The sequence below is a fragment of the Francisella sciaenopsi genome (assembly GCF_045862875.1).
GTDB lineage: Bacteria > Pseudomonadota > Gammaproteobacteria > Francisellales > Francisellaceae > Francisella > Francisella sciaenopsi.
On record NZ_BTHG01000004.1, the window covers coordinates 94,450 to 121,428 of the forward strand.

Genomic DNA, 26,979 nt, shown 5'->3' on the forward strand with positions numbered 1-26,979 from the left:
TTTCAAAAAAATGTATCATATGTAACAGCTGATTGTAAAAACCAAATACCTCATGAGTAATATTCAGTATAGAAAGGATATAGATGGTCTTAGAGCATTTGCTGTATTATCAGTAGTTCTATTTCACCTTCAAATAAATTGGATTAAATCAGGTTTTCTAGGTGTAGATATATTTTTTGTAATTTCTGGATACTTAATTACATCTATAATTCTTAGAGATCTACAAAACAATTCTTTTTCTATCAAAAATTTTTACCTAAGAAGAATTAGAAGAATTTTACCAGCACTAATAGTTGTGTTATTATTCTCTAGTTTTTTTGCTTGGTTAATATTATTACCCCAAGATTTACTAAATTATTCTGAGTCTCTTATAAGCTCTATTAGCTCCTTAGCTAATATCTATTACTTTATAAAACTTAATTTTGGCTATTTTGGAGCTAGCCCACAGATTATACCTTTATTACATACATGGTCTCTTGGTATTGAGGAACAGTTTTACCTGATTTATCCATTATTTTTACTAGCTTTATTTAAGTTAAATTTCAATCAAAAGAAACTACTATTTTTTTCTATTATTTGTTTAATTATTTCTTGCATACTTTTTCTATCTGGTGAGCTAAATATTCATATTATAGACTCTCCCAGATGGTATTATTCTCCAACACATAGAGCTTTTGAATTGCTATTTGGATGTTGTTTAGCTATTTTTTTATCAGTTCAAAATACAAATAAAATAATTTTAGATAATAAAATAGTGCTTGAGGCTTTATCAATAATCTCTGTGTTCTTGATGATTATACCTATCTTCTTTATTGATGTCAGATTTCCTAGTCTATGGACTATTACCACATGTGTCGGAGCTACTATATTTATTTATTGTGGTAATAATAATCATACTCCAATAGCAAATAAGATATTCTCAATAAAACCTTTTGTAGCTATAGGTCTTATCTCATATTCTTTATATTTATGGCACTGGCCTATCATAGCCTATATAAACTATCTTAGTATTGAAAAAACTACTCTAGTTTGTGTTGTAATATTCATTAGTAGCATACTATTAGCAACATTGACGTATATATTTATTGAAAAACCATTCCGATACAAGATTATTTTTAGTTTTAAAAAAAGTATTTTTATATTATGGATTATACCTTTGGTTACATCAGTAGGATTTTACACAGCGTCTAAGCATCAAGGATTTGGTTTTAATAAGGAGGCAGTCAATTTAAATCTAAATTTTTATAGTAGCCAATCTTTAAATCTAGATCAGTGCAATACCGGTGAAAATTATAATCTAAATGAAATAAATAATAACTGCTTCTTTGGCGCAATTAATAAAGATCACACAGACATTTTAGTTCTAGGAGATTCTCATGCTATGGCATATGAGGGTATGATAAATGTTTGGTTAAAGAATTTAAAACTTAAAGGGTATATTTATACTAAGTCACTGACAGGTGATCCTAAACTCTATAAGTATATGATGTATAGTAATTCATTTGATAAAAATACTGAGTATTACATACACAAATTAAAACCCAAAGCAATTATTCTAGCTGGATATTGGAATTACGATACATATCTCAAAACTGATGCTTTTGAACAAATTGACAGTTCAGTAACGAATTTCATCAAACAAGAAATAATACCTATTATCATGTACGATGTATATGGAGGCCCAAAGTCAACATGTGGATTTACAAAATTAGATAAAATTCTTGACAGACAATGTTATAGTATAATAGATAGCAGGAATGATTTTATAAAAAAATTAAAACATAAATATGGAGAAAAGCTCATTGTAATAGATCCCAATAAACTTATAGAAAAAAAGGATTCTAAAACCGAGCTTCTTACATCTGTCGGCAATACTCCTTTGTATACCGACAATACTCATCTGAATAACATCGGATCAACTCTTTTGGGTAACCTTTATTTAGAGAGGTATGGTAATCCACTATCAATAATTAATACAAAGGCACAATCTTAATGAGCAATATAAAATATAGAAAAGATATAGATGGATTAAGGGCTTTTGCGGTATTATCCGTAGTTCTATTCCATTTAAATATAAGTTGGATTAAATCTGGCTTTCTTGGTGTAGATATATTTTTTGTAATTTCTGGATATTTAATTACATCTATAGTTCTTAGAGATCTACAAAATAATTCTTTTTCTATCAAAAATTTTTACCTAAGAAGAATTAGAAGAATTCTACCTGCATTAATAGTTGTCTTAGTTTTCTCTACTTTTTTTGCATGGCTTATATTACTACCACAAGATTTAATAGACTACGCCGAATCACTTGTTAGTGCAATTGCTTCTTTTTCTAATATATATTTCTTTGTAAAACTTGATTTTGGTTACTTCGGACAAAACTCACAGATAATACCATTACTTCACACATGGTCATTAGGTGTAGAAGAACAATTTTATATGATCTGGCCATTAATCTTAATATTATTATTTAAACTGAAATTTTCAACAAAAGTAAAACTTCTAACTACTTCAATAATATTGCTAGTTATATCTTGCTTGATTTTCCTTTCTGGTGAATTTAATTTATATATTCTAAGCTCTGACAGATGGTATTACTTTCCAACTCATAGAGCATTTGAACTTTTATTTGGTTGCTGTTTAGCTATATATCTTAATAATTCAGCTATTTTAAATAATAACAAACTGACCCTTAATATACTCTCTGCAATAGGTGCTTTAATGATGATAGCCCCTATATTTTTTATTAATGTAAGTTTCCCTAGTATTTGGACTGTTATAGCATGTATTGGAGCAACTATTTATATATATTCTGGTGCCAATACTAATCATATACCTATTATAAATAGAATACTTTCTCTAAAACCTTTTGTAGCTATAGGTCTTATCTCATATTCTTTATATTTATGGCACTGGCCTATTATTGCTTATGTCAACTATTTAAGTATTGATAAAACTGCCACTATTTGTATCATGATTTTTACTACTAGCTTATTTCTTGCTACATTAACATATTTATTTGTAGAAAAACCTTTTAGGCATAGATATAAGTTTAGTTTTACTAAAAGCTTCATATTGCTATGGATAGTACCTCTAATTTTGGCTTGCTGCTTTTACATAGCCTCAACTAATAATAAATTTGGTTTTAATTCCTCAAACCTTATTGATCAAAATAAACTAACTTATAACTACGGGTTTAATAAAATTGATCAAAACAATTGTTTCCTTATGATTCAATCTGCTAGCTTCCAATCAAAACAGCTTCCTAATATTGATGTCTGTTCAATCGGAAGCCCTAAAGCTAAAGATACAAATTTTCTGTTGGTAGGTGACTCTCATGCAAGATCTGAAATACCGATGATAACTACTTGGCTTGATAACATAAACCAGAAAGCTTACGTTGTAACCCAAAAATCCACACCCTTCTTACCAACTTTCAAAAATGTTGTTGAATATGTTTCTGTTACTGATAGAAACAAGGCCATTGCTAATTTGATAAAATCAAAAAAATATAAATATGTTATTCTTGCTGGTGAATGGTCAAATGCCCTCTACTCTAGTTCGGTTAATTCAATACAAGAATCCATCAAGTTAGTAATGGACAATGGTAGTATACCTGTACTTATTCTGGATACTCCAGCACTTAATACTGATGTTACGAATCTTTGTCCATTAGAAAAAAATAAACTACCACTTATTTTTGGAGAAAATTCATGCAAATTAAACATAAAATTCGTCACACAACAACAGTTGATATTTTCTAACCTTGTTAAAAAACTTAAAAAAGAATTTCCTACATTAGTAGTTATAGATCCTAAAAGAGTGATCTGCAATGACAGTTACTGTAATATTGAAATAGATAATATTCCAATCTATGCCGATTCAAATCATCTTAACTATATAGGCTCAGAACTATTAGGAAAAAAATATTTATCGACGTACGGCAACCCTCTTGAATTCACTATAAAGCATTAATATATCTCTATTATTTAGTATATTTTTCGCACAAAATTCTACTTAAAATATATATTTATATTATATACTGTAAATACACTAATAATTTACAACAAAGACTATGATCAAAGCTAAACCTTATATAGATACATCTCCTTCTGTTTATGGCAGATTTGCTACGTTAGCTGCAGAATATAAAGCGCTTAATTTCACTCAAGGAGCTCCTGCATTTGATACTCCTGAATGGTTAATTGATAGAGCACTGTTTCATATGCAGCACGCAAAAAATCAATACTCTCCAATTCCAGGCACTATTGCATTGCGTGATGCCATCGTCACAAAGACTAAAAAATGCTACAATGCAGAAATAAATATTGAAAATGTAGCTATCACTGCAGGAGCCCAAGAAGGTTTATTTACTCTAATATCTGCTTATATCGGACAAGGTGATGAAGTTATCATGTTTGATCCAGTTTTTGATACTTATGTTGGAGCTACAAAACTTAACCAAGGTAAATGTGTAAGACTAAAACTACTAGCAGATGGTAGAATTGATATCCCAGCTATTGCAAATGCAATTACAGATAGAACAAAACTTATTATCTTGAACTCTCCTCATAACCCTATGGGTACTGTGATATCAGAAGATGAATTTAAAGAAATTGCTAAAATTATTAAGAATAAAAATCTTCTAGTAATTTCTGATGAGGTATATGAACATATCTATGCTGGAGAAAGTTTTACAAGTGCTATTGAAATACTTGAGTTAAGAGATAAGCTCATTGTTCTTCAATCTCTAGGAAAAACTTATAATGTTACTGGATGGCGTCAAGGAGTAGTTATAGCTCCAACAGAGGTTATTAGAAATATCTTAGCTGTAAAACAGTTTGCAACTTTCTCAGCAGTACATCCCCTACAACTAGCTTTAGCAGAGGGAATTATTGAACATCCTGAGTATTACATTAATCTCAACAAACTATACAAAAAACAAAATCAGCTTTTAAGAGATAACTTAAAAGGTACTAGATTTAAAGTTCTTGAATGGTATGGTTCCCCATTCCAGATGCTAGACTACAGTAATATTAGCAACGAGTTTGATGAGGATTTTGCCTCTAATTTAATCAAAGAACATGGCATTGGCTTAGTTCCAATCTCATCATTATTTGAAAAACCACAAAATGGGCTACTAAGACTTTGTTTTGCTAAAAAAGATGATGAGATAATCAAAGGTGCAAAGATTCTTGCAAAAATTTAGAATAAAATTTATCTATTAACCGTATTTAATGTTACCTTCAATGATTTGAACTTCTGCAGAAGATCTGATAGAGTTTCCATCTTTTCCATACTTAATCGCTACTTTCGTGAGCTTATCTGATAACTTAACAATCTCTATACGAATAGTATCTTTAAGATCATTATCATTAACACCCTCTAAAATCGCCTTACCATTAGCATTACTGTTTATCTTAAGATCGTATGGAACTCCATTTATAGTATACGTTTCTCCCGTTTTTATTGATTCTAGTGCAGCATTATAAACCTTGTCAAAACTATATGGCATTTCTATTATGTAATAACCCTCTACATACTTTATACCATTACTATTTTCGATGCTTGAACATCCAGCAATCAAAGCTAATATAACGACAGATAATATTGCATAAATTTTTAATTTTATAGTCTTCATAATTTCCTTATATAAGTGTTAAAACAAATTATGATTATTATGTTATTGAGTTATTTGTTTGTCAACAAATTATACTTCATTATATATAGCACTTTGTCCTTAACGATTTAGTAAAATATTGATAAACTCTCAAAAGAGACCTAAACACCAAAATAAGGATAATATATGTCAAAGCTAAAAGTCAGTGTAATTCAATCAGATATTGTTTGGGATGATAAGCAAGCAAACTATAAAGCCATTGAAAATAAAATCGCTAATATTGATAAACATACAGATCTGGTAGTGCTCTGTGAAATGTTCAACACTGGTTTTATAATGAACCCTACTAATGAGGCAAGCTCTGAAAAAGATATTATCAACTGGATGTACAATCAGGTAAAAGATAAAAATTATGCTATCGTTGGTAGCGCTGCAACTTTTACAGAAAATAAAATTGCCAATAGGCTTTATTTTGTAACTCCTGACAAGCAAGTTTATACTTATGATAAAAATCATCTATTTATACATGCTGGAGAAGATAAAAAATATACCAATGGAAATAAACGTCAAATCATTAACTATAAAGGGTTTAATATACTTTTGACTATATGCTTTGACCTAAGATTCCCTGTATTTAATTGTAATAATAATGAATATGATGTACTACTAAATGTTGCTTGTTGGCCAGAGTCTCGCCGTGAACATTGGAAATCATTACTAAAAGCAAGAGCAATAGAGAATCAAGCTTATGTTATCGCTTGTAATAGGGTTGGAAATGACCCTAACTTTAGTTATTCTGGAGATAGTATGATCATTGACTATAATGGAGATATTTTAGCTCATGAGCAATATAAAGAAACTATCCTAACGGCGACTTTAGATAAAAACAAACAGCAGGAACATCGTAATAAGTTTAATTTTCTTGCATCACAAGATAACTTTACTCTTCACCTCTAATCGACTTAGCTAGGTTTTGTAGAACTGCGTTAACAAATTTATACCCTTCTTCTGTCCCCATACTATAACAAATTTCAACATACTCTTTTATAATAATCTGATATGGATTCTCTAGACATTCTATAAGTTCTGCTATAGCGACCTGCAATACAGCATAATCTACATAATTTATAGACTCAATACCATTTTTTGAATTATCTTGTATGTAGTTGTTTATAGCATCTTGATTCTCTCTAACTGCATCCATTAATCTATAAAAAAGATCCCAGTCAGTATAATGTCTCTCTGCATTATCTGCATAGTATTGAGTTTTTAGTTCAGAAAATGTATGATCAGCAACCTTTTTTTGGTACAAAGCTTGCACAGTATATAAACGAGCGTTATTCCTAGCTCTAGCAGTAGTTTTCATAATTGTTATATAGATAATATTTACTAGCGAATTTTATGATTTTAATTATACATTATTAACAATGATATATATAGATCTCATAAGCTATTAATACTTTTAAAATCATGAAGTTTTAGATACCATTATTATGATATCTGTAATAAAATATCCTCGACAAATTACTCCTCATAAACCATAGAGACTATTATGAAATTTAAAACTATATGTCTGATAGGAACAGTATTTATCCTTAACTCTTGTGTAAGTAATACTAACCCACAAGATGTTGGATTTGTAAAAACTCCTTACACTTCTGGTAATGTTTCTTTAACACTTAAAAAAGGTGTAACAACCAAAGATGAGGTTATAAATGCTTTTGGCTCTCCTAATATAGTTACTCAAAATGCAAGCGGAGAATCTGTATGGACATATCAAACAAATGCAACTGTTGAGAATAATGCTTCTAGAGATGGTTTCTTAACACTACTGATAACAGGTGAAAATACTCAAGAATCCGGATTCATGCAATCACAAAAAACTATGACTATTATTATCACATTCAAGGGTAATATTGTCTCTAACTATAAATCATTATCAACTAACTTCTAGATGAGGCTTTTATAATATGCATAAGAAATTTAGGCTTTTAGTTTGCTTGGTTGTTTTAGCTTTATCTGGATGTATATCATCAGGACCACAACAACCAAATTTAACACCTCTACAAATTCAACTTATGCAAACAAAAGTTTTTGATGTTAATTTACGAACAGCTTTTGATGCAACAGTTACTGTTATGCAAAATCTCGGTTATATCATTCAAGATGCTAACTTCAATACCGGTATAATTACCGCTAAAAGTACAGAAAATGCTAATGACTGGGGACAATCTGAATATACTGAAGCTACAGCATTTATTCAGCCTTATAGACAATCAGCTAAAGACTCTAGTATACGAATTAACTTTGTAGTCTATCAATCAACTCCTGATCCTAATCAAGGAGCTGCTCCAATAAATACATCTTATGCAATCCTTAATCCTCAGTCCTACGAAAATGCTTTTGCAAAAATTCAACAGCAAATTTTTGTACAAACAGGTATTTCTCCAGTGTTAACTCAACCAGTTCAACAAGTTTCTTAAATATTCTCTATTAAAACTCAAAATATCATACTGAATTTATAACTATTGATTTTATAGGAATGTTAAGAGTTAACTCAGGATGATAAAATGTATTACTTTTCTTTTTAGACTATATTTTTCTTAAATAATTTAGTTTAATACTTCTCAAATTATCATAGATGAATAAATTATGAGTAAATGGTGGCAAGAAATTGATCTAAAAGATATGAGTAAAGAGCAATGGGAATCTATTTGCGATAGATGTGGTATTTGCTGTTTAAATAAGCTTCAAGATGATGAAACTGATGAAGTATACTATACAAAAGTTAGTTGTAAGCTTTTAGATATTGGAAAATGCCAATGCAGTATGTATGAAAAAAGAAAGCAAATTGTACCTGACTGCATAAACCTAACATATAAACAACTTAAAAATCATGCACACAAATGGCTTCCTAATAGTTGTAGTTATAAGCTTTTACTACAAAATAAAGACCTTCCTGACTGGCATCATTTAAACACTGGCTCTACAGATGAGATGCACAAACAGAAAAAATCTGCTAAACATCTTGCTATTTCTGAATATGAATTAGATGTTGATGAGTATTTAGAAGACTTTATCATAAAAATAGATAACTGATTTTTAGTTTCTGATATATAATTCCTTACTCTTTACTAATTGGGCATTGTATGTCTGATTTATTCGAAATTAATCCTTTTTATGAAAAAATAATTAGTGATTATCTTAGCAATGGTTTCTGTATTATTGATAGTTGGCTAACGAATGATGAAACTACTCAACTACGCAAAGAACTTAATCATTTTTATGATACTGATTGCTTTAAAAAATCAGCAATTGGTAATCGCTTAAATGAAAACTTGGAAAGATCTATACGTAATGACTTTATTTTTTGGCTAGATGAAACAAAACATGCCTCAGTCTTTTTTAAAAAGATAAATAGTTTTATTGAGTATCTTAATAAAACATGTTTTGCTGGAATTGTAACAAAGGAATTTCACTACGCAGTTTATCCTCAAGGATCATTCTACAAAAAACATATCGATACCTTTCAAAATGATGATCGCAGAACAATATCTATAGTTTGCTATCTTAATGAGATTTGGAATGAATCTTTTGGTGGAGAGTTAAAACTATATCTTAATAATCAAATATTACAAATATTTCCAACTAATGGAAAGATAATCCTCTTTGATAGCAAAACCATTGAACACGAAGTGTTATCTGTACTTACAGAAAATAAAAGACTGAGTATTACAGGTTGGCTAAAAACTAGTTAACAAAAATTAAAGTTTTAAACGTTGTAGCCTAATTTATAAAATAAATCACTGCTCCAAGCACAACCAACATAATAGCAAATAATGTCTGTAAGATTTTATCATTAAGCCTCTTTTTAAGTTTAGTAGCTATTAACATCGCAATTACACTGCCAATTATAAACATACCAGCCACATACCAACTCATATGCTCTTCTTCGTAATGCGATATAAACCCAGATATTGATACAACAAATATTACCAATAAAGAAGTATTTATAGCTCTTTTAATTGGCATAGCTGTTATAAACACCAATGCTGGCACTATCAAAAATCCGCCACCAACTCCAAAGAATCCGGTCAAAGTACCAACAATTGCTCCACTTACTAATAATGCAATAATACATTTCGGAGCGATACTCTCACATATTGATTTCTTAGCACCTGACATTACTTTAGCCTTTATCAAGCTCCAAATACCTATTGTAATCATAAGTATAGAGAAACTAACCATTAGCACTTTGTCTGATAAGCCTTGAGATATGTAGCTACCAATTGGAGCAAAAATAACTCCTGTCGTAATCATTATAGCAGCCGCTAAATAATTAATATCATGCTGCTTATAGTTAACTACAAGACCAAAAATAGCTGTAAATCCTACTACAAGGAGAGAAATAGGAACTGCTATATGAAAGTCTAAACCTACACCATAAGTAAGTAGTGGAACTGCTAATATAGATCCGCCACCACCAGTTAAACCCAAAGCAATTCCGCAGATAAATCCAAATATAATCAAAAACATATTACTCTTCTTCTATACCACATTTTAGGTTAGCTGGAACTGCAATATCTATATAGTTTGGTGGAGGTAATTTTAAATCATCCATTATCTTAGCATACTCTTCTGGAGAGTTTATCTGTAGTCTTGGATTATTTCTCTTTTCTTCGGCAACACTACTACTAGTAACACCATTATAATCATGACCAGGATATATTATTGTGCTACCCGGTAAAGTCATAAGTTTAGTCATAATACTCTCATACGCAGCATGAGAATCGCCATTTTGAAAATCAGTTCTACCAGACCCTCTAATCAGCAAAGTATCTCCAGTGAAAAGCATATTCTCTGTTATAAAGCAGTAAGAGTCATCTGTATGACCAGGTGTATATATTGCCTTAATCTGATAATTACCAAATGTTAATATATCTCCATCAAATACTCTTTTAGTTGGGCATTGCGCTTTAGTTTCACCACCTAGCACTATATCACAGCCTGTTTCTTTTCTTAAAATACCTGCTGCTGTAACATGATCTGCATGAACATGCGTATCCACAGCATAGATCAATTTAAGATCAAGTTCTTTCAATAGTTTTAAATATTGTTGAACATTAAATCTTACAGGATCTATTATTATAGTTTCCCTAGTTTGCTCACAACCCAAGATATAAGTATAGGTATAAGTATCTCTATCAATTAGTTGTCTAAAAATCATAGTTCCTCCTAGATATATTTATCTGTTCTAGTTTAAGTTATTGAAATATGACACTTGCCTGTAATGCGCTCAATAGTACCATAATAATTAGAAATCATAGCATAACCACCGGCAATATTATAAACATCATAACCATGATGTTGTAACATTAGAGTCACATTATATGATCTTTGACCTGATTGACAATGTACATATACAGGCTTAGTTTTATCAAGCTCTGACAATCTATTTCTAATCTCAGACATTGGTATATTTTTAGCTCCAACTAACATACCTTTAGATGTTTCACCAAGTTCTCTAACATCAATAATTTGAGCATTCTCGGCTAAAAGCTTTTCAACATCAGTAAATAAAACTTGTTTAAAATCTCCATTTAAAAGATTATTTGCAACATAGCCAGTATGGTTAACTACATCCTTACCTGTTGAGTATGGCGGAGCATAACATAATTCAAGATCTTGAAGATCTTCTACTGTCATACCTGCTTTGATAGCTGTTGCAAACACATCTGCCCTCTTATCAACTATACCTTTACCAATTGTCTGAGCACCTAGAAGTTTACCCGTATTTTTCTCAAACAATATTTTTGTAAATACATTTTGAGCATTAGGCATAATACTTACTCTATCAAATGGCGCTGTATATGCTACCTGATAATCGATATCTAAATTATGAAATTTAATCCAAGCTTCGTTCAAGCCTGTAGCCGCGCCAGTATAATTAAATATCTGGATGATCGATGAAGCAATATAGCCTTTGTTTACAATTTTTCTACCATTTATATGATCTGCGATTAAGCGACCTTGTTTATTAGCGGGTCCTGCCAAAGGCAAATTAAAATCTTGTCCAGTAAGAGCATTTTTAACTAATATAGCATCTCCTGCTGCATAAATATCTTTATCTGATGTTTGATAATTTTCATTAACAACAATATGACCACTCTTAGCTAGATCAATGCCCACATTTTTTAGAAATGCAGTATCTGGTGCTACACCAATAGCCAAAACTACTAGATCTGACTTAACTTCTTTACCTGATTCAAGCAGAACCTTATCAGATTCAAAACCAACTACTTTCTCAGATAACATCAAGTTTATATCATGGTCTAATAACTCTTTTTCTAGATACTTAACCATTTCATAATCAAACGGACGCATAATTTGATTAGCCATTTCAACTATAGTTACATTAAAACCTCTTTCTTTAAGATTTTCTGCGACCTCAATACCAATGAAGCCTGCTCCTATGACTGTTACATCTTTGACAGGTTTTTCACTATTGAAAACAGCTTCGTGAATTTTTTTGACATCGACAACATTTCTTAAGATGAAGTGATTAATTGTCTCAAGACCTTTAAAAGGAGGAACTATTGGCTTAGCACCTACTGCTAACACAAGCTTGTCATAGCTTTCAGTACACTCTTCTCCAGTTATATGGTTTATGACTGATACAGTTTTATTTGATTTATCAACACTAATCACTTCCGAATTTGTACGAGCCTCAATATTATATCTTGTATCAAACTTCTCTGGAGTCATTAATATCAGTTTTTCAGCCGGCTCGATATGCCCACCTAAATGATAAGGTAAACCACAGTTAGAAAATGATACATGCGGTCCTTTTTCAAACATTATTATCTCTGCTTTATCATCAAGCCTTCTTAGTCTTGCAGCTGCTGATGCGCCTGCAGCAACACCACCAACTATGAGATATTTTTTAGCCATTATAAGCTCCTCTAGAAATATTATATAAAGTGTTATTTTCTTTTATTATATGGTAAAAATTCTAACATTATTGCTAAACCACATGTGCCTGTTAAGCCAGCGAATAAAAGTCCTGCACCAAAGAACCCACTCAAAATCGCAAAATATTGCGATACTGTAAACGAAAGCACTACACCCAACAGTACCATAAAACCAACTATTATCTGTACTTGACGCATTATTGGTAGAGGCTCTTTAACATTTTTTTTTGTAGGTTGCTTGTGCTGTTTCCAAGCATTCAAACCACCTTCTAACAAGTATACTGCCTTCGCATTTAGGTCTTTTACCTTAGTTGCTGCTTGATTAGTTCTATTACCAGATTGGCAGTGAAGTACTACGATTTCATCAGGCTGAATGTCTGCATCATATATTTCATCGACCATTATATTCTCAGCGCAATCAATACATTCTCTATTATGTTCACCAGTTGTTCTGATATCTATTAATTTCACCTTTTCTTTCTTTTGTAATTCTAGAAAATCTTTAACTGAAATATTTTTTACTTTACTCATTTTGCTCTCCTTTATGTTAAGCTTTTTCTAATTTAGTTAACTCTAATATGTAATTTAAATTTTTTACTTTTTTTCTTCGCCGCAGTATATGCCATATAACGCTTCTAAGATTTTTATCACGGAAGAATCTTTAATAGTATAATAAACATTTTGCGATTCCTTTCTACATTTAACTAATCCTTTATTTCTAAGAACAGATAAGTGTTGAGAAAAAGCCGACTGACTTAAATCAGAATATTCTGCAAGTTCTCCAACAGTCATCTCTTTCCTTAATAACAAACAAAGAATCAACAATCTAGACTCATGAGATATTGCTTTTAATAAAGACGATGCTTTACTAGCGTTATCTTTCATCTGTATCAAATCCATAACTATGATAAATGTTTGTAATTTCTAATCATTAATATTAGCAAATTCTAATTTAGAAATCAATAATATAATTAAATATATAGAAAATAATTAGTTTGATTTTTTCTTAGTAAAGAAAATACTACTTACAAAACTAATTACTATTATTAATACGATAATAAACAAACCGCTATTAAACTTATGCCATTCATTATGAATGCCCGTGTCATATAGCCATCTTGAGTAAGGCGAAGATTGGTTAAAATAGTGTACAACCCTCGTTTCACCTATAATATACCCAGTCAATGGTTGTATAACAATACCATTAAATAAATAAGCAAAAGTTAATACTAATGAGTTAGCTAATGGTCTTATTGAGAACTGCTTAAATAACAACTGAATCTCTTGGAACGCTAGCATAGCTCCACCACATCCAACACCATATAAGAAATTAAACAAGAAAGCTATTTCAAATCCAAAACGCCTATCTGGCCATCTTATATACATAATTAGGCAAAGGAAAATAAGTGTAATTAAGCTAAAACATATAGCTGTTAGCCTATTATTTTGGTATCTTGATACCAAAAATCCAGCAATGACACCCCCTGTTGCTACTCCTATGGGTACTAAACCATTCATCATAATAGCCATATCATGTGGCACACCAAATACTTTCATTTCATAGGTGACATTATATAAGTCTGCAAATGTCAAAATTGATCCAAACAAACCTGTAAAGTAAAATGATGCTAACCAAAAGTTTCGTTTGGAAAGAATACTCCACATTCTAGATATTACTGGTTCTTGTGGATCACTGTCACTCGTAGTTCTTGTCTTATGAGGTAACAAGATACTAAGACCAATAGTACAGATAATAAACATTACTGCAAGAATATCAAAAACATAAGTATATGAGTATTGACTTAAAGCCTTACCTGCAAATAATGCCAACATCCCTGCAAAAATATTAGCTATACTCTGACTCAAGGATGAAAAAAATGCAAACTGATGCTCTGAAAAATTAGTCTGGACAACATAAAGTACTCCTACAAATGTACAACCTAAACCTAATCCAAGCATTATCCTAGCAACTACCAGTAACTCAAATACAGTAGTGTGTGCAAATAAAAATGCTCCCAAAGCAGATACAAATGCTGAACCACTAAGCAGTAATTTAGGTGATAGCTTATTTATTAATACTCCTGCACATACTTGAGAAAGAGCAAATACTACAAAAAAGACTCCAGATAATATTGACAAATTTGTATCAGTCAAATGATTACCTAACCTTATTGATAATGCATATGTTCCGAACAAAACCGCCGAAAAAACGCTCATTGTAAAAAACAACTCTGTAATAGCCCAGCGGGTATAATTTATAACTCTCATAGATATTCTCCTTAGGTACAAACCTACAAATCAAAACATTAAAAATGTGCCATCTACAAATAAGATATTACACTATTTATAATTATTGATTTAACGTTTTGTGATGTGAATTAGTTAATAATCGTAATTAATGAACTTTGCTACCATATATATATGTAGCATCAATTAAACGATCATCTCCTAAAGAAATAATTGAAAACATATAGTCTTGAAGATTGTGTACTGTTTCAAGTCTATATTTAAGCAGAGAGTTATTGTCAGTATTAACAACTATAAAATCAGCTTCTTTACCTTTTTCTAAGCTGCCAATTTTATCGTCTAAGCCTAGAGCTTTTGCACTACCTAGAGTAGAAGAGAACAGGCGAACCAAAGTTTCAAGTTTGTAGGAATTTAGTAATGCAGCCTTATAAGCATCATCCATTACACGAAGCATACTTAGAGTATTACCTGCTGCCCAGTCAGTAGCTAAAGTTAGCTTGATATCTTTTTCGATAGCCGTTTTATAGTCAAAATGACCACTGCCAAGGAAGTTGTTACTAGTTGGGCAACTTGCTATAACAACACCTTGATCTTTCATTCTATTCCATTCACTATCTGACAAGTGGATACAATGTCCTAAAATAGTTTTATCCGTAATTAATGAATAGTTCTCATAAACATTTAGATAATCAGTAGCATTTGGATACATCGCTAAAGTATCTTTGATTTCATTTAAATTTTCACTTAAATGTGTTTGCACATAAACATCTTTATGCGATTGCATGAACTCTTTGCATAAGTTAAGAGTTTCATCATCACAACTAAGAGCAAATCTTGGGGTAAGAGCGTAACTAGCACGTCCTCTATTATGCCACTTATTACAAAGCTTCTCAGAGATTTTCATACTGGTTTGAGCATCTGTAATTATTTCTTTATTACCTTTAGTCATAATAGTATTTCCAAGAATTACTCTCATATTATATTTTTGAGCTATTTCAAAAACTATATCCGTACCGTCATAAGCACTTGGAGCGTATCCGCATATAGTTGTAGTTCCACTCTTAAATAATTCTTTGAAAAGTATCTCAAACTCCTTATGAGCTAAAGAGCTACTATTAAAACTAGCTTCACTTGGGAAAATATATCCATCTAGCCACTCTAAAAGCTTTTCACCATAGGCACCTACAGCTTTTGTTTGAGTTGTATGCATATGTGTATCGATAAGTCCTGGCATAATTAATTTACCAGAGTAGTCTATCAACTTATCATTCTCACCTATGTTAATCTTATGAAAATCGTTAACCTCAGTTATCAAACCATTTTCCACAACAACTGCACCATCTCTTAGAAATGTATAGTCTTTTGAATCAGAAAATAAGTTGTCAACCTTATGACCTAATAATGACTGAAGCGTTGCATTTTTGTTGAATGTAAAGATACTTGCACGATATATTGTTTTCATAATTATTATCCTCTTGTTGATTTATCGTTATTAAACTAAATAAATCCATTCGGGTCAATTGAGGATTATATAACCAGCAGATAAGCACCGGGCCTAATTGAATTATCTAACCAAATAGACAAACGATTAGATGATATGGTAAAAAAACAGTAAAGTCAAGTTTTTTAAAAAACTTTTCTAAACTCTTCAGCGTAATAAACTGTCTGACCATTTAGTTTAGCTAATTTGTTTGATATATCTAGCACCATAAAAACATCTTCTGGCACATCATACTCACATTTTATTTTGTACTCTATGGTCGCTTTAAAACCAAACTTCTGATAATAACTAGGATGCCCTAAAACAAATATTGCATCAATCTTATTTTTCTTAGCTTCGTTTATCATCATTTCAATAAGCTTAGTGCCTATTCCTTTATGTTGATATTTGGGTGCTACAGACATCGGAGCTAATCCATATATTTTAAGCTCATCAGCTTCTTCAGCTATCATTTTCGAGAGAATTACTTGACCTATTATATTGCCATCATTAGTCTCAGCAACCAAAGATATTAAACTTTGATGATCCGTATGTAACAACCTAACCAACCTTTCCTCATCACTGGTATCAAATGCTTCAGATATTAGCTTATATATCTGCTCTTGATCCTTTAAATTTTCATACCTGATTTTTACGTGCATATACTAATCCTTGATAACTAGATCACGTGTTGAACGAATTTCTAAATTTATAAACTTGCCAACTTTTTTGAATTTACCAAATACAGCAAATTTAGCTCTTTTACCCTTTTCAAAATCAAGATACTTAATCTGACTAGGTACCACAAATATCGAAAATCTAGAATCCTGATCTGCCTTAAAAAACAGTTTTTTACTCTCTCCAATATCAGAAAGTGTAATTCCTGCAATACCATAAATTAGACAATATTTATTATTAAGCACATGAGTATCAATGGAATTTAAATCAAGAATATTAATAGTTAAAATATCTTGTCTTGAATACTCTCTAATACGATTTTCCGTAAGTTGCTGCTTCTTTTGTGGCATCAGATTAAGCTCTTCTTCTTTGGAAAGCTCACCATTATTCTCTAGCTTAGTAACAAGATTTATACATTTTTCTAAATTCTTGTTTACTAGAAAATTCAACTTACTCATATCTTTTTTTGAATCACTTAAAACTAATTCTTTGATTTTTTCATCCTGAATTGGTTTGGCAGCCCTTGGACAAAGCTCATCATGATGTTGATCTGTCATAAAAGCAAAATATGCTTCTTGATCAGCTTTACGTACTAATTTTAGTTTAGCTTTGCCGCAATCTGGACAAAAAATATTATCAAAATGGAGTTTACTATTATACTCACTGGCTTTTATGAACCCTCTTTTATATCTAGCTGTTTTCACTTTTTATCCCTAAATCTTTTCAAAAAGAATATCTGATATTGGATGATCAAGATTCTGACCTCGTTTCTCAAATTTTGTCAAAGGTCGCCATTCTGGTCGCGGTGCGAATCCATTATATAGATTTTTGTATTTATTATCATTTTCAAGAAGTTCTAATACTTCCTCTGCATATGGCAACCAATCACTAGCATAATGAAATACCCCACCTACTTTGAGTTTTTTAACAAATAAGTCAACATTTGATTGATTCACTAATCTACGTTTATTATGCTTTTTCTTATGCCATGGATCTGGAAAATATATCTGCATTCCTGACAAAGAATTATCAGATATCATATTTTCTAATATTTCTACGGCATCATGACTCATCACTAAAAGATTAGAAATATTTTGATGCTCAATTTCATATAGAATATTACCAACTCCAGCTTTATGAACCTCAATCCCTAAATAATTTTTAGTAGGATTTTCTAAAGCCATTTGTACCAATGACCCGCCCATTCCAAAACCTATTTCTAATATTACATCATTAGAATTTTTGAAAATTTCAGAAAAATCTAAACTTTTATTTTGATCATATTCAATCATATATTTAGATGCATAATCATCGAGAGCTTGTTGCTGTTTTTTGGTCACTCTGCCGGCTCTTTGGACATAACTTTTTATCTGGCGTAAATTTTCTTTAGAATTATTACTCATTTTTCTAGATTTATTGCAATTTTATTACTACTATTCTATCGCAAGTCAAACAAAAATAAGAGTATAACAGTGCTAATCTTTTTAACTATTCTAGCTTTACAAATCAGTTGCCTCGTATTACCAGGTCCTGACTTCTTTATAACTATAAGTAATTCTATTAAATTTGGACACAGATCAGGAATTTATACTGCATTTGGCGTTGCAAGTGGGATTCTTTTAAACACTTTTATAGTCTACTGGTTTGGATCATTCCTCCTTTATAAACAGCCATTACTGTTCAAAACATTAATACTTCTGGGCGTCATTTATCTTGCGTACATAGCATATAACTTATACAAGAATATCTTTACAAAACAACAATTAAACCCTAATGCTAACGAGCATATAAAAAATCTCGATAACTTTGATAAGCCAGCTAATATTAGACTGTTTTTAAATGGTGCTTTTACAAACTTAGCCAATGCTAAAGTATTAGTTTTTTTCAGCTCAATGCTTAGTCTAGTTGCTCAACTTTCAAGCTTTGGCAAAATTGCTGTCTGGATTGCTATAGCACTTAGCACGTTTATTTGGTTTGCTATTGTTGCTACTTTTTTTGGCAATAATAAGCTTAGACAAGTATTTTTTAGAAATATCAAAAAAATTGAATTTGTATCTGCAATTTTTATAACTGTTTTTGTAGTAATTATACTAATTGAGCTTTTTTAGAATAGAACTTTGCTCCAACCTAACTTTTCTCTCAAAGTATCATAGTAATTATAATCTTTAGTATGCAAGACAGTGACTTTTTTTTGTGCTTTTTGGATAGTGACTTTCTGATGAGACCTTAGCATAGTATCATGCCTACCATCAATACTCAAAACAGGTTCTGGATCATTGTAATCTGTTATATAAATATCTATCACACTTGTATCTGAGATAACCAAAGGTCGACTATTTAATGAATGTGAACATACTGGTACTAAAACCACACTATTTTGATTAGGATTCAAAATAGGTCCCCCAGCAGACATTGCATGGGCTGTTGAGCCTGTTGGTGTCGCCACAATCAACCCATCACCTCTTTGATCAAAAGCATATCTACCATCTATGTAGACCTTTAAGCCAAACATTAATCCCCTACTAGAAGTTATCGCAATTTCATTTAATGCAATTGAGGCCTCTAGCGGTGCTCGTAAATTATCATCAACACGACACTTCAGCATACTCATTTTGGTAACTGAGCTGTCTCCTTTTAATATAGCATCTAGGTCCCTTCTTAAGGCATCATTATCTGCAGCAAGAGTTGTCAAAAAACCAAGCTTACCTTTATTTACACCAATAACAGGGATATCGCTATACAATGCTAAAACTCTAGAAGCCTTAAGAAAATTACCATCTCCACCAACAACTATAGCTACATCACATATTAAAGCTATTTCTTTTAAACTTGCTATTGCAATATTCTCTAATGTGGTATCAGAAGCCGTTTCATCTTCTACCACCACATCTAGATTTTGCTGTTGCAAATAAGCATACAGAACTTCAACTGTTTGACTTACTTCTTTTTTATAATGCTTACCGATAATCGCAACTCTGCTATATTTATAGACCATATTCATAGATTTTTACTAACATTGGCTGTAATTATACCAAAATACCTACTAGCATCTAAAATCTTTGGATTAATATTCACAATCATAGATTAACATTCTCATAGCGATCAAATATAAGTTGCTCAAATCTATTAATATATTTAGAATAAAGTATAAGATTAGTAAATTTAGATTAAGATATGGATAGTAAAAATAAACTAATAAGTATAGTTGTACCTGTAAAAGATGAATCTGAAGGTATTGATCATCTTTTTGATAGATTAATGCCAATTCTAGAGCAACTACCAACCAAGTATGAACTAGTATTTATAAATGATGGTAGTAACGATAATACTTTAGATCTTCTTCTAGAAAAACAAAAAAGTATTCCAGAAATTGCTATTGTCGATTTATCCCGTAACTTTGGTAAAGAAGCAGCGTTATTTGCTGGTTTTGCTAACTGCAAAGGCGATGCTGCTATTTCTATTGATGCTGACCTGCAAGATCCTCCAGAACTTATTCTAGAAATGGTTGAGCATTGGCTAGATGGCTATGAGGTTGTAACAGCAGTTAGAGAGAATCGTGATACAGATACCTCAACTAAAAAGCACACTGCTGGACTTTTCTACACAGTGATGAATAAAATTAGTGAAACTAAACTTACTCCTAATGCTGGAGACTATAGACTATTAAATAGAGCAGCAATCAATGCTTTTCTTGAGTTAAAGGAGAAGGTACGTTTCAACAAAGGTTTGCTAACTTGGATAGGCTTCAAAGAAAAAATCGTCTATCATGCTAGAGAAGAAAGAGTAGCTGGACAAACTAAATGGAACTACTGGAAACTATTTAAGTTTTCTATAGATGGTATTACAAGTTTTAGCCGTGCACCATTAGAAATATGGTCTTATATTGGTGTCTTTATTGCCCTTATGAGTTTTGTATACGGTTCGATAATCATACTTAAATCACTTTTTTTAGGCGTTGATGTTAAAGGTTATCCATCACTAGTGACTTTTATTTTATTTTTTAGTGGATTACAGATGATTGGTATAGGAATGTTAGGAAGCTACATAGGTAGAATATTTATCGAAACAAAGCATCGACCTCTATATATAGTGCGTGAGGTGCACAGATCTGAAAAGTAATTTTTCATTAAGCTTTTAATCTAATACCCTTATCTAACAAATACCAGCAAGCATAATATAGTATAAATGTAAAAGCCACTATCGCTCCAAATGCATAATATGGATTAACTGTAGAAACTCCCAAAAATCCAAATCTCACAAAATCAACTATATAAAATAATGGGTTACATGATGAAATGAAATGCCAAAACCCAGTAAGATTGTTTATATTATAAAACACCCCACCTAAGTATATTAGTGGGGTTAGAATAAATGTAGGGAATATCGTAGTATCATCAAACTTTTGTGAGAATATCGCATTTATTAATCCACCAAGTGAGAATAATGCTCCACAAAATATAAATCCAGCCAATACTAAAGGTACATTATGAATAACACTAAAGCCACCTAATAAAAATGCTGCAATACTAACAAATATACCAACTAAGAAACCTCTAAAAATACCACCAGAAATATATCCAAGTACAATAACATGATTACTAACAGGCGATACCAATAGCTCTTCGATAGCCTTACTAAATCGAATACCAAAGAAAGAACTGACTACATTACCATATGAGTTTTGAATCACTGCCATTATTATTAAACCAGGAGTGATATACTGCATATAAGTAATACCATCATCCATCATACCAATACGCGAGCCTACAACCTTACCAAATATCAAAAAATATAAAATTATTGTAATTACAGATGGTAATAATGTCTGTGGCCAAATTCTAAAAACTCTTTTACATTCACGGTTAAAAATCGTGATATATGTTATCCAAAAATCTCTTAAAATCATAAAATCACCTACTTATTTCTAGCTACTTCTATAAATAGCTTTTCTAGCTTTGCTTCTTTTGAACGTACATCTAAAACATCCAAATCATATTTGCTTGATAATTCAGCAAATATTTCATTAAGCACTACACCCTTAGTAACTTCGACCTCGATTGTATAGTCATCTATTTTTTTGACTTCACCAAGATCTAATTTCAACTCATGCTGACACTTTTCTTTAAGATCAAAAATATAAGTATGCTTATCAGCTGACTTTAGAAACGTCTTCATATCAGTATTAACACATAATTTACCTTTATGAATTAGTGCGATATGTTTGCACATTGACTCAGCTTCTTCTAAATAGTGTGTTGTAAGGATAATCGTCAAACCTTCTTTGTGAAACTCTGAAATCATCTCCCATAGTGAGTTTCTCAGCTCTACATCTACACCTGCTGTTGGCTCATCAAGGATAAGAAGTTTAGGTTTATGTATCAGAGCTCGAACAACCATTAGTCGTCTTTTCATACCACCAGATAGAAATCTAACTTGAGTATTTCTTTTCTCATAAAGATCTACTTTTTTTAGTAACTCTTCAGCATAAGGTATAGCTTCTTTTTTAGAGATGCCAAAAAAACCTGCTTGGGTAACGAGGATGTCCATAGGCTTCTCAAAAATATTTAGATTAATCTCTTGAGCCATTACACCTAGGTGCTTTCTTGCTTGGATATAATCTTTGTCTATATCATATCCAAAAATTTTTATTTGCCCTGAGGTTTTGTTTACAAGTGATGATATCATTCCTAGAGTTGTTGACTTACCGGCTCCATTGGGTCCTAAAAGAGCAAAGAAATCACCTTTTTTGACTTCAAAGCTAATATCATCAACCGCCTTTAAACCACCCTTATAAACTTTGGTAAGATTCTTTATTTCTAACGCGTTTTGATTATCCATAATAATTAATTATTTAGAAAAATATTTGCATATTATAACATTGCTAAAAGTCCTTTAACATTAAGATTTATTTAAATAGATGCAGTAATAAGCTCATATTAAGAAAAATAGTTACTTTTAATCATTAGCAAAATACTAGTTCCAACAACAATTATAAATATTGGTCGTACTAATTTTGAACCTTTAAGTATAACTATTCTTGAACCAACAATCCCACCAAAGAAACTACCAACAGCCATTAGTAATCCAAATGCTATATTTACCTGACCAGATAATGCAAATACAGTTAAAGAAAATAGATTACTTTTTAGATTAAGAACCTTTGCGTATCCTGATGCTTGTAAAAATGTATAACCAAGAAAATAAACTATAGCAATAATCCAGAAATTACCTGTTCCCGGACCAAAAAAACCATCATAGGCACCTAATATAAAACCGAATATTGTAAAAAAAGCCATCTCTGACATTCTTTTTTTACCTTCATTAACACCTAAGTTTTTATTCAAAATACTAAAAATAAAAACTACTATTAAAAGAACTGGAACTAAAGTATTCATAAAATCATTATGAATAACCAAAGTTAGTATAGTACCTAAACAAGCACCAATAAATCCAGCTATAAGTCCTCTTAAAACTGTTTTGATATTAATTAAGCCACTTTTGTAATATTTCAACACTGCCATAGCAGTACCAATACTAGCTTGAAGCTTATTTGTACCAAGTACTGTCACAATTGGCAAACCTGTCATACTTAATGCTGGTATACTTATTAAACCACCACCTCCAGCTATAGCATCTATAAAGCTTGCCAAAAAACCCATAGCCACAATAAATATACACAAAAAATAAAAATGCTCGGAAAAAAATTCAACCATTTTAAAATTATAACTATATAAGAAAAACTCATTTAATATTACAATATATTTAATTGCAATACTGCTAAATAAATACAAATTGAATTAACTTATTCTTATACAACATTTCTAAGGAATTAATATTTATGTTTGATACAGATAATAGAAGTAAAAGAATACTCTTTATGTCGCACTGCTTATTAAATCAAAATGCAAAATTAGATCATCTCGCATCTAGACCTGGTGCACTTCCTTTAGTAATGGGAGAAATAATAAATTCTGGAGTTGGGATTGTACAGATGCCTTGTCCAGAATTATTAGGACTAGGGATTGATAGGCAGTGTGTTGAAGATACTACTGTTGATGATATTAAAAGTGAAAAGACAAGAGTTTCAAAACTTATGGCAAATCAGAAGCAACTATGTATAGATTTAGCTAAACACGTTATACTTCAGTTGAAACAGTATAAAAAATATGATTTTGAAATTATTGGAATCCTTGGTGTAAATATGTCTCCAACATGTGGGGTTGAGACCACTTGGGCTGATGACCAAGAAGTAATTGGTAATGGTATTTTTATCAAAACACTAAAAGAAGAATTAGCTAAGGAAAATATACAAGTTAATTTTACTGGCATAATACCTCCACAAATAGAAGATTCAGTAAAACGAGTAAAATCTTTTCTCAAAAAATAAATTCATCCTACTAGATTAATAAATGCAACGCAAGCCAAATGGTCGTATTTTCTGTATATGTAACCCAGTGCTTAGTATTTTTAGGGATAAATAAATACTCTCCTTCATCCAAAATATAATCATTATTATCTAACCTAAGCTTTGCTCTACCCTTAAGTACAACAACCCATTCATCATGACTCTGGATATACGGTTCATTTATAGGTGTAACCTGACCACAAGATATAATCTTTTCTATGTGAATATTATCATTTTTCAGAATATCTATAAAAATCTCCTCATTAGATGTATTAGGAGTTACATCCAATAGATTTATACCTTTTTTCATAAATTATACTCTTATAGTTTAAAGACTTCACAAGTGTTTTTATAAGTCTGCTTTGCAATTTCATCGTACGAGAAACCTTTTAGATCCGCCAAAAATTGTGCTACATATTTCACATATTCCGGATAGTTTGGCTTGCCTCTTAATGGCACAGGTGTTAAATAAGGCGCATCAGTCTCAATCAATATTCTATCAAGAGGTAATTTCTTGGCAGTTTCTTGAATGTCTTTAGCATTTTTGAAAGTTAAGATACCAGAAAATGATATATACATCCCCATATCTAAAGCTTTTTTTGCCATATCATAATCTTCTGTGAAGCAATGTAATATTCCTCCACACTTCTCGACATTTTCACTTTTTAATATATCAAGCGTATCTTGTTTTGCAGATCTTGTATGGATAATAACAGATTTATTAACCTCGTTTGCTGCTTGCATGTGATTTACAAATTTATTTATCTGGGCTTCTCTAGTATCACTACTATTATAATAGTAGTCTAAACCAGTCTCGCCTATAGCAACACATTTATTATGTTGTGAACGCGCTATGATATCATCAACACTTGGTTGGTATGTATCAAGCTCACTAGGATGAACTCCTACAGAATGATATACATTATCAAAATTTTCTGTAATTTTTTCTATATCGGTAATTTCATCCCATGCAACAGCTATTGAAACAATTTTTTCAACGCCAGCAGTTTTTGCATTATTAACAATCTGCTCGAGGCTTATACCTTCTAGTTTCAAGTAATTTAGATGACAATGCGAATCTATTATCATAATTGACTATATTTGAGTTATTTAATCGTTATCACTATTATAAATTATTGATGATACAAAAACTATTTATCGAGCAAGACTATTTTTGAAGAGTTTCTTTAATGTTATCCATTTTTAAAATTATCCATACAACTAAAACAATCTGTGCCAATGCCGCTGTAACTACAACATGATAATAACTTTGGGTAAAAACATTCACAAATCTATCTAACCAATGGTGGTTAATATCATATTTATAATAAATATCATAAGTTATAGTAAAGATAGTCAAAGCAAATGCTGATGAAATCATATTACCAGAGCTCTTAAGAGTATTAACACTATCTAACTTATCTTTATCAGCTACTGCATACATCACTGCATTTGATGATGTTTGATACATACCCAATACAAATCCATATCCCATAGCAACAGCACAGAATGTAATATAATTATAGTGAATATCAAATAAAATTGAGATTAACATCACTGAAGATACACCAAGCAAACCTAACACCATACACGTTCTGTAGCCATATAAATAAACTACCTGTTTGGCAGTTTTTTTAGAAATAATAGTACCAATCATCAAACACACAGACATAATAGATATGTATATCGTATTCAAATGACTAAGATGATATAAAACAACCGGCCAAGCAAAGAACACCCAGTAAGTTGTTAGTCTACACAAAAAGTTTGAAACAAAAGCTATCGTAAAATTTTTATTACTAAAGATACTTAAGTCAATTATTGGATTTCTGATTTTTCTGTATGTAATAGCATATAAAAAAATCGATAATGCTACACATATACCAAGATATATTTTAATTGACACCTCAATGTCTTTTAAAAGAATTTCACTTAATATAAAAAGTGCAGATATTGAGAAACCTAACAAACAAAGACCAACAAAATCAATTCTCTGTTTTTGATTACTTGATATTTGTTGTGGAAAATATTTATATATAGCAACAACTGCAAAACAAGCAAATGGTACCTGCATTACAAATGCTAAACGCCATGATTCTGGTGATATAGATGCAAAGATACCACCTATAATTTGTCCAGATATAGCCATTATCAAAGTATAGTTAGATAATGTAGCTGTTCCCTCGAGCATATTCTCCGAAAGCTTTAGATAAGCAAGCATTGCTACAGGCGCTGAAAATGCTGCAAACAAGCCCTGAATTGCTCTAAATGTAAAAAGTTGAGTATCAGTCATTGCTAATCCAGATAGTAATGAAAATAATCCAAAACCTGACGCTGCAAACATTAAAGTATATCTAAAGCCAATCTTCTCAGCCATCCATGAACTAAGAGGCAGAAACATCCCCATAACAATCATATAAATACTGATACCCGTTTTTAGAAATTCAGGTGTAGTATGAAGGCTTTCTGCTATCTTAGGTAAGATATTATTCATAACAGTTGTATCAATAAGATCCATACCCATAATAGTTATGATCGCAATTACTACTATATTAAAGTTAGGTTTTTTCATACACCA

Annotated in this window: 30 protein-coding genes; 11 read left to right on the forward strand and 19 right to left on the reverse strand. The window is 31.1% G+C overall.

Annotated features, from left to right (window positions below; all coding sequences use genetic code 11):
• The first annotated feature begins 52 nt into the window (after positions 1 to 52).
• From ACKTR7_RS05805 to ACKTR7_RS05815, 3 genes are all read left to right on the forward strand, one after another.
• The gene (locus tag ACKTR7_RS05805; RefSeq protein WP_407877431.1) at positions 53 to 1,993 is read left to right on the forward strand and encodes an acyltransferase family protein; all 1,941 of its coding nucleotides are present in this window, start codon (positions 53 to 55) and stop codon (positions 1,991 to 1,993) included.
• Positions 1,993 to 3,975: an acyltransferase family protein gene (locus ACKTR7_RS05810; RefSeq protein ID WP_407877432.1), complete on the forward strand. Its 1,983-nt coding sequence runs from the start codon at positions 1,993 to 1,995 to the stop codon at positions 3,973 to 3,975. The genes ACKTR7_RS05805 and ACKTR7_RS05810 overlap by 1 nt, the downstream gene beginning before the upstream one ends.
• Before the next feature lie 100 nt (positions 3,976 to 4,075).
• Positions 4,076 to 5,209 carry an aminotransferase class I/II-fold pyridoxal phosphate-dependent enzyme gene (locus ACKTR7_RS05815; RefSeq protein ID WP_407877433.1) on the forward strand — a complete coding sequence of 378 codons (1,134 nt, stop codon included), beginning with the start codon at positions 4,076 to 4,078 and terminating at the stop codon, positions 5,207 to 5,209.
• 15 nt (positions 5,210 to 5,224) lie between these two features.
• Here the strand turns inward: ACKTR7_RS05815 and ACKTR7_RS05820 are convergent, their stop codons facing one another.
• Positions 5,225 to 5,641 (reverse strand): DUF3568 family protein, encoded by a 417-nt coding sequence (locus tag ACKTR7_RS05820; RefSeq protein WP_044526643.1) that lies wholly within the window; start codon positions 5,639 to 5,641, stop codon positions 5,225 to 5,227.
• 165 nt (positions 5,642 to 5,806) lie between these two features.
• Between ACKTR7_RS05820 and ACKTR7_RS05825 the strand changes: the two genes are divergently transcribed.
• On the forward strand, positions 5,807 to 6,577 hold the full coding sequence (locus tag ACKTR7_RS05825; RefSeq protein WP_407877434.1) for an amidohydrolase: 771 nt from the start codon (positions 5,807 to 5,809) through the stop codon (positions 6,575 to 6,577).
• Here ACKTR7_RS05825 and nusB read toward each other — a convergent pair.
• The gene (gene nusB / locus ACKTR7_RS05830) at positions 6,561 to 6,986 is read right to left on the reverse strand and encodes a transcription antitermination factor NusB (protein ID WP_222831037.1); all 426 of its coding nucleotides are present in this window, start codon (positions 6,984 to 6,986) and stop codon (positions 6,561 to 6,563) included. The genes ACKTR7_RS05825 and nusB overlap by 17 nt on opposite strands.
• Positions 6,987 to 7,172: 186 nt before the next feature.
• Here nusB and ACKTR7_RS05835 point away from each other — a divergent pair, with 186 nt between their 5' ends.
• The 4 genes from ACKTR7_RS05835 to ACKTR7_RS05850 all read left to right on the forward strand — a co-directional run bounded on the left by ACKTR7_RS05835 (position 7,173) and on the right by ACKTR7_RS05850 (position 9,378).
• Positions 7,173 to 7,574, forward strand: a complete 402-nt coding sequence (locus tag ACKTR7_RS05835) for a hypothetical protein (RefSeq protein ID WP_159184940.1) — start codon at positions 7,173 to 7,175, stop codon at positions 7,572 to 7,574.
• Positions 7,575 to 7,590: 16 nt separating this feature from the next.
• The gene (locus ACKTR7_RS05840) at positions 7,591 to 8,103 is read left to right on the forward strand and encodes a hypothetical protein (protein ID WP_407877435.1); all 513 of its coding nucleotides are present in this window, start codon (positions 7,591 to 7,593) and stop codon (positions 8,101 to 8,103) included.
• Positions 8,104 to 8,272: 169 nt separating this feature from the next.
• Positions 8,273 to 8,719: a YcgN family cysteine cluster protein gene (locus ACKTR7_RS05845; RefSeq protein ID WP_407877436.1), complete on the forward strand. Its 447-nt coding sequence runs from the start codon at positions 8,273 to 8,275 to the stop codon at positions 8,717 to 8,719.
• A gap of 50 nt (positions 8,720 to 8,769) precedes the next feature.
• Positions 8,770 to 9,378 carry a 2OG-Fe(II) oxygenase gene (locus ACKTR7_RS05850; RefSeq protein ID WP_407877437.1) on the forward strand — a complete coding sequence of 203 codons (609 nt, stop codon included), beginning with the start codon at positions 8,770 to 8,772 and terminating at the stop codon, positions 9,376 to 9,378.
• A 28-nt stretch (positions 9,379 to 9,406) separates the two neighbouring features.
• Here ACKTR7_RS05850 and ACKTR7_RS05855 read toward each other — a convergent pair whose 3' ends face one another.
• The 10 genes from ACKTR7_RS05855 to trmB form a co-directional block, all read right to left on the reverse strand.
• The gene (locus tag ACKTR7_RS05855; RefSeq protein ID WP_407877438.1) at positions 9,407 to 10,156 is read right to left on the reverse strand and encodes a sulfite exporter TauE/SafE family protein; all 750 of its coding nucleotides are present in this window, start codon (positions 10,154 to 10,156) and stop codon (positions 9,407 to 9,409) included.
• A 1-nt stretch (position 10,157) separates the two neighbouring features.
• Positions 10,158 to 10,847, reverse strand: coding sequence for an MBL fold metallo-hydrolase (locus ACKTR7_RS05860; protein ID WP_407877439.1), 690 nt, complete (start codon positions 10,845 to 10,847; stop codon positions 10,158 to 10,160).
• Between the two features lie 32 nt (positions 10,848 to 10,879).
• Positions 10,880 to 12,571 (reverse strand): FAD-dependent oxidoreductase, encoded by a 1,692-nt coding sequence (locus ACKTR7_RS05865; protein WP_407877440.1) that lies wholly within the window; start codon positions 12,569 to 12,571, stop codon positions 10,880 to 10,882.
• A 32-nt stretch (positions 12,572 to 12,603) separates the two neighbouring features.
• Positions 12,604 to 13,122 carry a rhodanese-like domain-containing protein gene (locus ACKTR7_RS05870; RefSeq protein WP_407877441.1) on the reverse strand — a complete coding sequence of 173 codons (519 nt, stop codon included), beginning with the start codon at positions 13,120 to 13,122 and terminating at the stop codon, positions 12,604 to 12,606.
• A 63-nt stretch (positions 13,123 to 13,185) separates the two neighbouring features.
• Positions 13,186 to 13,491: an ArsR/SmtB family transcription factor gene (locus ACKTR7_RS05875; RefSeq protein WP_407877442.1), complete on the reverse strand. Its 306-nt coding sequence runs from the start codon at positions 13,489 to 13,491 to the stop codon at positions 13,186 to 13,188.
• A 90-nt stretch (positions 13,492 to 13,581) separates the two neighbouring features.
• On the reverse strand, positions 13,582 to 14,859 hold the full coding sequence (locus tag ACKTR7_RS05880) for an MFS transporter (protein WP_407877443.1): 1,278 nt from the start codon (positions 14,857 to 14,859) through the stop codon (positions 13,582 to 13,584).
• A gap of 127 nt (positions 14,860 to 14,986) precedes the next feature.
• Positions 14,987 to 16,300, reverse strand: coding sequence for a guanine deaminase (gene guaD / locus ACKTR7_RS05885; RefSeq protein ID WP_407877444.1), 1,314 nt, complete (start codon positions 16,298 to 16,300; stop codon positions 14,987 to 14,989).
• Between the two features lie 164 nt (positions 16,301 to 16,464).
• Positions 16,465 to 16,980: a GNAT family N-acetyltransferase gene (locus ACKTR7_RS05890; RefSeq protein ID WP_407877445.1), complete on the reverse strand. Its 516-nt coding sequence runs from the start codon at positions 16,978 to 16,980 to the stop codon at positions 16,465 to 16,467.
• A 3-nt stretch (positions 16,981 to 16,983) separates the two neighbouring features.
• Entirely contained in the window at positions 16,984 to 17,700 is a 717-nt protein-coding gene (locus ACKTR7_RS05895; RefSeq protein WP_407877446.1) for a hypothetical protein, read from the reverse strand.
• A 9-nt stretch (positions 17,701 to 17,709) separates the two neighbouring features.
• Positions 17,710 to 18,399, reverse strand: coding sequence for a tRNA (guanosine(46)-N7)-methyltransferase TrmB (gene trmB, locus ACKTR7_RS05900; RefSeq protein WP_407877447.1), 690 nt, complete (start codon positions 18,397 to 18,399; stop codon positions 17,710 to 17,712).
• Positions 18,400 to 18,468: 69 nt separating this feature from the next.
• Between trmB and ACKTR7_RS05905 the strand changes: the two genes are divergently transcribed.
• Positions 18,469 to 19,104 (forward strand): LysE family translocator, encoded by a 636-nt coding sequence (locus tag ACKTR7_RS05905; protein ID WP_407877448.1) that lies wholly within the window; start codon positions 18,469 to 18,471, stop codon positions 19,102 to 19,104.
• On the opposite strand, the gene ACKTR7_RS05910 is transcribed toward ACKTR7_RS05905, so the two are convergent.
• A complete protein-coding gene (locus ACKTR7_RS05910) occupies positions 19,101 to 19,991 on the reverse strand; it encodes an NAD(+)/NADH kinase (RefSeq protein WP_407877536.1) in 891 nt (296 codons plus the stop codon). The genes ACKTR7_RS05905 and ACKTR7_RS05910 overlap by 4 nt on opposite strands.
• A gap of 179 nt (positions 19,992 to 20,170) precedes the next feature.
• Between ACKTR7_RS05910 and ACKTR7_RS05915 the strand changes: the two genes are divergently transcribed.
• The gene (locus tag ACKTR7_RS05915; RefSeq protein ID WP_407877449.1) at positions 20,171 to 21,115 is read left to right on the forward strand and encodes a glycosyltransferase family 2 protein; all 945 of its coding nucleotides are present in this window, start codon (positions 20,171 to 20,173) and stop codon (positions 21,113 to 21,115) included.
• Positions 21,116 to 21,122: 7 nt separating this feature from the next.
• Here the strand turns inward: ACKTR7_RS05915 and ACKTR7_RS05920 are convergent, their stop codons facing one another.
• From ACKTR7_RS05920 to ACKTR7_RS05930, 3 genes are all read right to left on the reverse strand, one after another.
• Entirely contained in the window at positions 21,123 to 21,902 is a 780-nt protein-coding gene (locus tag ACKTR7_RS05920) for an ABC transporter permease (RefSeq protein ID WP_369850628.1), read from the reverse strand.
• Between the two features lie 8 nt (positions 21,903 to 21,910).
• A complete protein-coding gene (locus ACKTR7_RS05925) occupies positions 21,911 to 22,834 on the reverse strand; it encodes an ABC transporter ATP-binding protein (protein ID WP_044526661.1) in 924 nt (307 codons plus the stop codon).
• Positions 22,835 to 22,932: 98 nt separating this feature from the next.
• On the reverse strand, positions 22,933 to 23,709 hold the full coding sequence (locus ACKTR7_RS05930) for a TSUP family transporter (protein ID WP_407877450.1): 777 nt from the start codon (positions 23,707 to 23,709) through the stop codon (positions 22,933 to 22,935).
• A 125-nt stretch (positions 23,710 to 23,834) separates the two neighbouring features.
• Between ACKTR7_RS05930 and ACKTR7_RS05935 the strand changes: the two genes are divergently transcribed.
• Positions 23,835 to 24,383, forward strand: a complete 549-nt coding sequence (locus ACKTR7_RS05935; RefSeq protein WP_407877451.1) for a CD3072 family TudS-related putative desulfidase — start codon at positions 23,835 to 23,837, stop codon at positions 24,381 to 24,383.
• Between the two features lie 10 nt (positions 24,384 to 24,393).
• Here the strand turns inward: ACKTR7_RS05935 and ACKTR7_RS05940 are convergent, their stop codons facing one another.
• From ACKTR7_RS05940 to ACKTR7_RS05950, 3 genes are all read right to left on the reverse strand, one after another.
• A complete protein-coding gene (locus ACKTR7_RS05940) occupies positions 24,394 to 24,711 on the reverse strand; it encodes a cupin domain-containing protein (protein WP_407877452.1) in 318 nt (105 codons plus the stop codon).
• An 11-nt stretch (positions 24,712 to 24,722) separates the two neighbouring features.
• A complete protein-coding gene (locus ACKTR7_RS05945) occupies positions 24,723 to 25,490 on the reverse strand; it encodes a TatD family hydrolase (RefSeq protein ID WP_407877453.1) in 768 nt (255 codons plus the stop codon).
• Between the two features lie 79 nt (positions 25,491 to 25,569).
• On the reverse strand, positions 25,570 to 26,973 hold the full coding sequence (locus ACKTR7_RS05950) for an MFS transporter (protein ID WP_407877454.1): 1,404 nt from the start codon (positions 26,971 to 26,973) through the stop codon (positions 25,570 to 25,572).
• Positions 26,974 to 26,979: the final 6 nt, after the last annotated feature.